The organism is Pseudomonas sp. SIMBA_068, assembly GCF_046534705.1.
GTDB classification, from domain to species: domain Bacteria; phylum Pseudomonadota; class Gammaproteobacteria; order Pseudomonadales; family Pseudomonadaceae; genus Aquipseudomonas; species Aquipseudomonas putida.
In genome coordinates this window covers 1-276 of record NZ_JAWRYI010000418.1, presented here as the reverse complement: position 1 = coordinate 276, position 276 = coordinate 1, and the positions used below count along the sequence as shown (strand labels likewise).

1 pseudogene is annotated in these 276 nt (G+C 49.6%); it reads left to right on the top strand.

The window, feature by feature from the left end:
• Positions 1 to 45: 45 nt before the first annotated feature.
• Positions 46 to 276, top strand: a pseudogene (locus tag SB756_RS29785) (hypothetical protein); the annotation flags it as partial.

Sequence of the window (276 nt, the reverse complement as noted above, 5' to 3'; positions counted from 1 at the left end):
AAATTCAAAATCCATAGGATTTACATATAATTAGAGGAAGAAAAAATGACAATATTGAATCACACCCTCGGTTTCCCTCGCGTTGGCCTGCGTCGCGAGCTGAAAAAAGCGCAAGAAAGTTATTGGGCGGGGAACTCCACGCGTGAAGAACTGCTGGCGGTAGGGCGTGAATTACGTGCTCGTCACTGGGATCAACAAAAGCAAGCGGGTATCGACCTGCTGCCGGTGGGCGATTTTGCCTGGTACGATCATGTACTGACCACCAGTCTGCTGCTG